Here is a 6894-nt window from a genome sequence, read left to right as displayed (position 1 = left end):
GTACCCCCTGGGCGTCGAGGCGGGCGGGCGGGGCGCGGGGGGGCCCCCGCCCCGGGGGGGCGGGGAGCCAGGGCGCCCGCCGGGGGCGGGGGGGGGCCGGGCGCGCGCGGCGGGAGCACCGGCGGGGCCCGGTCGGCGCCGGGCCGATGCCGGCACCCGCGGCACGGGCTCCGGCGCGGCGGCCCTCATCTCGTCCTCACCTGGCACCCCCTAGGGTGGATATCAACCCAAAAGGGATCTATCACACCAAGGGACGGCGATGACCGACGCGAAGGACCTGCAGCAGCTCCGACCCCGGCTGCCCCCCGCGGGGCAGGACCTCCCCGCCCCGCGCAGGGGTGCCGACTGGATGTTCGGCGGGGTGTACGGGACCGTGCTCGCCTCCGGACTGATGGCCGCGCTCAACCAGGAGGGCGAGGCGTTCACCCCGTTCTACGACGCCAGCTGGGTGCTGTTCACGGCCTGCGCGGCCGCGCTCGCGCACGGCTACTCGCACCACATGACCACCCATCAGGCCGGCTCGCCCGCCCACCGCCTGCGGGTTCTCTCGCGGGTGCTGTGGAACGAGTGGCCGATGGTCGTGGCCACTCTGCCCACCGTCCTGCTGCTGGTCGCCGCCGGGTTCACCGGCTGGGACTCGTACGGGGTCACCTCCGCCGGGCTCGGCCTGAACACCGCGCTGCTGTTCGCGTGGGGCTCCCTCGTGGCACTGCGCGTCGGCTACCGGATCGGTTCCGCGTTGCTGCGGGGCGTCGCGGACGCGACCATCGGACTGGCCATCATCGTGGCCAACGCCGTCATCAAGTAGCACCGGCCGGCCCCGCCCCCACCGGCCCGGAGCCGACCTGCCCGGAGCCGACCTGCCCGGAGCCGACCTGCCCGTCAGGCCGGCAGCTGGGCCTCCGCCTGCGCCAGGATCTGCGTCAGCCGGGCTCCGAACTCCGCGTCGCGCGGGTCCGCCACCCCGGTCCGGGCGGCGGTGACCAGCGCGTCCAGGGCGCGCCCGTACGCCCCGGGCACGTCGGTCCAGTCGGGCAGCGAGAACACCCCTTCGGCCCCGCGCAGTTCCAGCCCCACCCCGGCCGCCGCGGCCGGTGCGCCCAGGCTGAGGACGGCGGTGCTGGCGGCGCCCGAGGTGTGGCGCAGGGCGAGCTGGACCACGTCGGAGGGTCCGCGGGCGGCGGTCACGGACGTGACGTCGCCCAGGACCGGGATCAGCACGGACAGGGCGTGCGGGCCGACGTCCCAGAGCCCGCCCTTGTCCTTGCGCCAGGGCGAGGCCGCGTACGCGCTGGGCGCGCCGTCGGGCGGGAAGACGGCGCCGAACCAGTGGGCGCTCGCGGTGAACCAGCCGGAGCGGGCGGCCTGCTCGGCGACCCAGCCGGCGGCCGGCTCGGCGAAGCGGAGCGTGAGGAAGACGACGGAGGCGACGCCGTGCCGGGCGGCGGCGTCGGCCACGGCGCGGGCGTCCTCGGCCGTCGTGGCGACGGGCTTGTCGAGGAGCAGGTGGCGGCCCGCGGCGGCGGCGCGCACCGCGAGCGGGGCCTGTACGTCCGGCGGCAGGGCGAAGGCCACGACGTCACAGTCCGCGAACAGCGCGTCGGGGTCTTCGTACACCTTCACGCCGTACGCGTCGGCCAGCTCGGCGGCGGCTTCGGGGCGGCGGCCCCACACCCCGGCGAACTCGGAGCCGGCGTGCGCGGCGAGGGCGGGGGCGTGGGTGCGGTGGGCCCACGGGCCGGTGCCCAGCAGGCCGACCCGGGGGCGGGCGGGAAGGCGGGGGGTGTCCATGGAGTCTCCGGCCGAAGTCAGATCGTACGAAATGCTCACCCGCCCAGTCTGCCCCACTCGGACGGGTGTGCTGCCGCCAACCCGCACAAGCCACTCGACCTGCGGCGTAAACCTCGGTAACACGGGGTTCACACCCGGGCAACGGAAGAGAAATCGCGCGCGGGCACGCTGCGGCATACACCGCAACGACATCGCAGCACCGCGAACGCAGCACCCGCAGCAGCACCCGCTGAGACTGCGCCGGAGCGACGCACCGAAGGATGGGGCCCGTGAGCTACAAGGCTGAGTACATCTGGATCGACGGCACCGAGCCGACGGCGAAGCTGCGCTCCAAGACGAAGATCCTGGCCGACGGCGACGCGCTGCCGATCTGGGGCTTCGACGGATCGAGCACCAACCAGGCCGAGGGCCACGCCTCCGACCGCGTGCTCCAGCCGGTGTTCTCGTGCCCGGACCCGATCCGCGGCGGGGACGACGTCCTCGTGCTGTGCGAGGTCATGAACATCGACATGACCCCGCACGAGTCGAACACCCGCGCCCTGCTGCGCCCGATCGCCGAGCAGTTCGCGGACCAGGAGCCGATCTTCGGCATCGAGCAGGAGTACACCTTCTTCGACGGCATCCGGCCGCTCGGCTTCCCGGTGGGCGGCTTCCCGGCCGCGCAGGGCGGCTACTACTGCGGTGTCGGCTCGGACGAGATCTTCGGCCGCGAGATCGTCGAGAAGCACCTGGACCACTGCCTCGCGGCGGGTCTGAGCATCTCCGGCATCAACGCCGAGGTCATGCCGGGCCAGTGGGAGTTCCAGGTCGGCCCCGTCGGCCCGCTGGAGGTCTCGGACCAGCTGTGGATCGCGCGCTGGCTGCTGTACCGCACCGCCGAGGACTTCAACGTCTCGGCGACGCTGAACCCGAAGCCGGTGAAGGGCGACTGGAACGGCGCGGGCGCGCACACCAACTTCTCCACGAAGGCGATGCGCGAGGACTACCGCGCCATCATCACCGCGTGCGAGGCGCTGGGCGAGGGCTCGAAGCCGCTGGACCACGTCAAGAACTACGGCGCCGGCATCGACGAGCGCCTGACGGGTCTGCACGAGACCGCCCCGTGGAACGAGTTCAGCTACGGCGTGTCCGATCGCGGGGCCTCGGTCCGCATCCCGTGGCAGGTGGAGAAGGACGGCAAGGGCTACATCGAGGACCGCCGCCCGAACGCGAACGTGGACCCGTACGTGGTGACCCGCCTCATCACGGACACCTGCTGCACGGGCCTGCAGAAGGAGGGCCTGGTCTAGGACCGGTCCCCGTGTGACGTACGCGCCCGCCGAGCCCCCGTGGCCCGGCGGGCGCGCGCGTGGTGGGGGTCCGCTGGAGACCTCCTCGCGGAATTTGGGATTCCGCTCCACTGGTTGAGACGAGGTCTGCCCCGGGACCCCCGCATCTGCTTCAATGGACCCATGGCCAGCCCCTTGCACACCTCGAACGGTCGCAGCGACCTCGAGCCGTTCTGGCCCTCCCGTCAGGATCACGATTTCGACCGGGTGTGTTGCCGCGCGAAGAACGCGCCGGCCCTCTAAAGCCTTCGGGAACCCCCACCGGACGTTCCCCGCCGAGGCCTTCGGTCTGCGCGGTACGCGTTGACGTACGTACGTCTCCTGCCGACCACTCCGCGTGAAAGAGCCGACCACTCATGTCTCACACCCGTTCCCTGACCTCTGCCGCCTCCACCGCGACGGCGAACGCTGCGACCGTGCCCCACGCATATCCGCCCAGTCCGCGCCACCGGCTGCGCGCCGTGGACCCCGACGAGGTCGCCCGCGTGGCCGACTTCCTGCCGCCCGGCGCCACCTGGCTGCCCGCGCCCCAGCACACCCTGCCGGCGCTGCCGGGCCGGCCGCCGATGGTCGGCTACCTGGTCCTCGTACCGGCCGGGGCGGCGGACGGGCAGCCTCCGATCGCCTTCGCCCCGCAGTCCGTTCCCGTACCGCCCGCTTCCCGGGCCGCGCCGGACGCCGCGGCCACCACCGGGGACGAACTCGTCCGCATCGACCCGGCGCAGCGCACCGCCGAGGTCGACGGCCGGGTACTCGACCTGACGTACCTGGAGTTCGAGCTGCTGGCCCACCTGGTGGCGCACCCGCACCGGGTGCACAGCAGGGACCAGCTGGTGACCACCGTCTGGGGCTACGGCCACGTCGGCGACGGCCGGACCGTGGACGTCCACGTCGCCCGACTGCGCCGCAAGCTGGGCGCGGCGCACCGCGGAGCGATCCAGACCGTGCGCCGCGTGGGCTACAAGTACGCGCCCTGACCGCACGGCACGGCACGGCGTACGCCGGGGGGGGGGGGCGGCCCCCGCCCCCCCCCACCCCCCTTCCGTGTGCCCTGTGCCGTGCGCCGCGTGCGGCGCCGGTGTGCCGCTCGTCAGTTCCAGGCGTTGTTCTGGTTCTGGGCGTGGACACCGTGCTGGCCCATGCCGTACTGGGCGGCCATGCCCTGCCCGAGCTGGTGGTGCTGCGGGGGCAGCACCTCGCTCGGCTGCACCAGCGCGAAGCCGGTGCCGAGGAAGCTGAGCTCCCAGCCCTCGCCCGTGTTGCCGCGCCGCCGCCAGACGCCGCTGGAGTGCGTCTGGGCCTGCATCTGCACGCGCAGCGAGGTGGACCAGGCGACGATCGCGTCCGCGTCGGCGTTGACGTACTTGTCCGGCGTGACCTGCATCATCAGCGGCTGCCCGGAGGTCATCAGCGCGACCTTGCCGCGGCCGGTGATGTTGAGCTGGTACTTGCCGGAGCCGGAGATCCCGTACTGGCTGTCGACCGCGATGGCCTCGCTGTGCAGCGTGGAGTCCATCGCCAGCACGTAGCTGCTGTCGACGGTGAGGCCGTCCTGGTCCACGTCCACGACGTGGACGTACTGGGCGAGGTTGGCGAAGTAGACCGTGCCCTGCCCGGAGCAGCGCATCAGGTCGAGGCCCTCGCCGGTGCGGGCGCGGGCGGTGCGCTGCGTGGTGCTCTGGTACTCGCCGTCGAAGTCGATGATGCCCTGGTAGGCGACCATGGCGCCCTTGCGGGCGAGCACGTCGTCGGAGCCGGCCAGGGTGACCCGCAGCAGCTGCGGGTTCTGGACGGCGTACCGCTCCTGGGACTGCTGCTCGGCGTGGCCGAAAAGTGAGCTCTGCATGATGTGTCCGCTCCCCCTCAGCCCCGGGTCCGGAGCCGGTCGGTGCTGTCCTCGCTGGGCTGTACGACGACGATGCCCTGGCCGGAGAAGGCCATCTGGTAGGCCTCCCCGCTGCCCCGGCCGATCATCGACGAGGCCTTGAAGCTGCGCTTGCCCTTCACCTTGAGGTTCGGGGACCAGGCGACGAGTGCGTCCGGGTCGACGTACGTCTCGTCCTCGCCTCGTCCGCAGTCGACCACGATCGGGGTGCCCCGGGAGGTGATGGCGACCCAGCCGGTGCCGGAGACCTGCACGTTGAACAGGCCCTGGCCGGCGAACTTGGCCATGCCCTTGACCCGCTCGACGCCCCACTGGAGGTGGGCGTCGAAGGCGAGCAGGTTGGTGCCGTTGACGGAGAGCGCGTCGTTGTTGAGGTTGATCACGACGACGTCGGCGCCGTAGTCGGCGAGGTAGAGCAGGCCGTCGCCGGTGCACTTCATCAGCGGGGCGCCCTCGCCGGTGAGCCACTGGGAGGCCACCTGGCGCAGGGCCGGCGGGTTGGGCTCGTACTGGACGAAGCCCTCGTACGCGACCATCGATCCGGTGCGCGCGAAGAGGTCCTGGCCGCTCTGCATGGCGACCTTGAGCATGGCCCGGCCGTGGTTTTCCATGCGGGCCGTGACGGGGGTGGGGGCGTAGCCCGCGAGCTGCTGGTTCATTGCGTTCATGACGGGCTCCCTCAGACCTCGTACGGCTGGACGACGATGAAGTTGCCGGGAGCGCCGCGGAACTGGAGGTTCACGGTCTCCCCGCTGTGGCCGGGGTAGGCGTTGCGCCGCAGCCGGACCTGGCTGGAGACGATGACCTGGGAGGCCGCCGACCACGCGACGATGGCGTTGCTGTCGGCGAAGGTGGTCGGGGTGACGGGCAGCACGACCGGCGTGCCGTGCGTCTTGACGATCACCGTGCCGGAGCCCTGGAACAGCATCGTGAAGAGGGCGCCGCCGGGGATGCCGTGGCCCTCGATGCGGCGGACCTCGTGCTGGAGGCTCTCGTCGAAGGCGAGGACGCTTTCGGCGGAGACGCAGATTCCGTCGCCCTGGAGCTCGATGGCGTGCAGGTGGGCGCCGTTCTCGGCGAGGAAGACCTGGCCGCGGCCGCTGCAGCGCATCAGCTGCATCTCCTGGCCGGTGGCGTTGCCGACGATGCGGCCGGCGAAGCCCGCGCCCTTGTAGCTGAAGTCGACCTTGCCCTGGTACAGGACCATGCTGCCCTGGCGGGCGAGGACGGGCTGGCCGCCCATCGACAGGTCGACCCGCATGAGCTGCTGGTTCTGCGAGGTCCAGCGGGCGCCCGTGGGGACTTCCTTGTAGGGCTGGAGGGCGGCGGCGAGTCCGGCGCCGGCGGCCTGCGGGGCGCCGCCCTGGCCGTAGCCGGGCTGCTGGCCGGGCATCTGGCCGTACGGGGGCGGCTGCTGGCCGGGGACCTGGCCGTGGCCGGGCTGCTGACCGTACGGCGCGGGGGCCGGGGCGGGCGGCGGGACCTGGCCGTAGCCGGGCATCTGGCCGTACGACGGCTGCGGCTGGTGGCCGTACGAGGGCGGGCCGGGCGGCTGCGGGGCGTGCGGCGGCTGGCCGTACGGTGCGGGGGCCGGCGGGGTGGTGAGCGGGCCGACCATGGTCGGGGCCGAGTGCACGGGAGCGGGCGCGCCGGGCTGCTGGTACTGCGGGGCGGGAGCAGGGGCGGGCGCGGGCTGCGGGACGTACGGGGCCTGCGGGGCCTGGGGTGCGGGCGGGGCCTGGACCGGGGTGCCGAAGGACGGCGCCGGGGCGGCGCCCTGCGGCGGCGGGGCGAATCCCGGCTCGTAGCCTGACGGTTCGTGGGCCTGCGGCTGCTGCTTGGCCTTCTTCTCGTCCTACTCTTCTACATCTCCGCCGAAGTTCTTCATCA

Annotated in this window: 6 protein-coding genes and 1 pseudogene; 3 read left to right on the top strand and 4 right to left on the bottom strand. The window is 72.9% G+C overall.

Annotation, left to right across the window (positions count from 1 at the left end; genetic code table 11):
• Nucleotides 1-259 precede the first annotated feature (259 nt).
• A complete protein-coding gene (locus ACFXA3_RS30420; RefSeq protein ID WP_385191813.1) occupies nucleotides 260-808 on the top strand; it encodes a hypothetical protein in 549 nt (182 codons plus the stop codon).
• Between the two features lie 74 nt (nucleotides 809-882).
• Here ACFXA3_RS30420 and ACFXA3_RS30415 read toward each other — a convergent pair whose 3' ends face one another.
• Nucleotides 883-1791 carry a Gfo/Idh/MocA family protein gene (locus ACFXA3_RS30415; RefSeq protein ID WP_385191818.1) on the bottom strand — a complete coding sequence of 303 codons (909 nt, stop codon included), beginning with the start codon at nucleotides 1789-1791 and terminating at the stop codon, nucleotides 883-885.
• A 269-nt stretch (nucleotides 1792-2060) separates the two neighbouring features.
• Between ACFXA3_RS30415 and glnII the strand changes: the two genes are divergently transcribed.
• The gene (glnII, locus tag ACFXA3_RS30410) at nucleotides 2061-3080 is read left to right on the top strand and encodes a glutamine synthetase (protein WP_385191811.1); all 1020 of its coding nucleotides are present in this window, start codon (nucleotides 2061-2063) and stop codon (nucleotides 3078-3080) included.
• Between the two features lie 395 nt (nucleotides 3081-3475).
• Entirely contained in the window at nucleotides 3476-4096 is a 621-nt protein-coding gene (locus tag ACFXA3_RS30405) for a winged helix-turn-helix domain-containing protein (RefSeq protein WP_385191810.1), read from the top strand.
• Nucleotides 4097-4209: 113 nt separating this feature from the next.
• On the opposite strand, the gene ACFXA3_RS30400 is transcribed toward ACFXA3_RS30405, so the two are convergent.
• The 3 genes and pseudogenes from ACFXA3_RS30400 to ACFXA3_RS30390 form a co-directional block, all read right to left on the bottom strand.
• Nucleotides 4210-4965 carry an AIM24 family protein gene (locus ACFXA3_RS30400; RefSeq protein WP_385191809.1) on the bottom strand — a complete coding sequence of 252 codons (756 nt, stop codon included), beginning with the start codon at nucleotides 4963-4965 and terminating at the stop codon, nucleotides 4210-4212.
• 17 nt (nucleotides 4966-4982) lie between these two features.
• Nucleotides 4983-5663: an AIM24 family protein gene (locus ACFXA3_RS30395; RefSeq protein WP_385191815.1), complete on the bottom strand. Its 681-nt coding sequence runs from the start codon at nucleotides 5661-5663 to the stop codon at nucleotides 4983-4985.
• Between the two features lie 20 nt (nucleotides 5664-5683).
• Nucleotides 5684-6894: pseudogene (locus ACFXA3_RS30390) on the bottom strand (AIM24 family protein); the annotation flags it as partial.

It is taken from the genome of Streptomyces sp. NPDC059456 (assembly GCF_042750055.1).
Taxonomy (GTDB): Bacteria; Actinomycetota; Actinomycetes; order Streptomycetales; family Streptomycetaceae; genus Streptomyces.
The sequence above is the reverse complement of the archived record's forward strand: the minus strand, read 5'-3'. Positions and strand labels throughout refer to the sequence as shown.

Bases quoted from the DNA above. Each gene is read 5' to 3' on its own strand.
- ACFXA3_RS30400 (WP_385191809.1), bottom strand. From the start codon at position 4,965: ATGCAGAGCTCACTTTTCGGCCACGCCGAGCAGCAGTCCCAGGAGCGG.
- ACFXA3_RS30405 (WP_385191810.1), top strand. From the start codon at position 3,476: ATGTCTCACACCCGTTCCCTGACCTCTGCCGCCTCCACCGCGACGGCG.
- ACFXA3_RS30415 (WP_385191818.1), bottom strand. From the start codon at position 1,791: ATGGACACCCCCCGCCTTCCCGCCCGCCCCCGGGTCGGCCTGCTGGGC.
- ACFXA3_RS30395 (WP_385191815.1), bottom strand. From the start codon at position 5,663: ATGAACCAGCAGCTCGCGGGCTACGCCCCCACCCCCGTCACGGCCCGC.
- ACFXA3_RS30420 (WP_385191813.1), top strand. From the start codon at position 260: ATGACCGACGCGAAGGACCTGCAGCAGCTCCGACCCCGGCTGCCCCCC.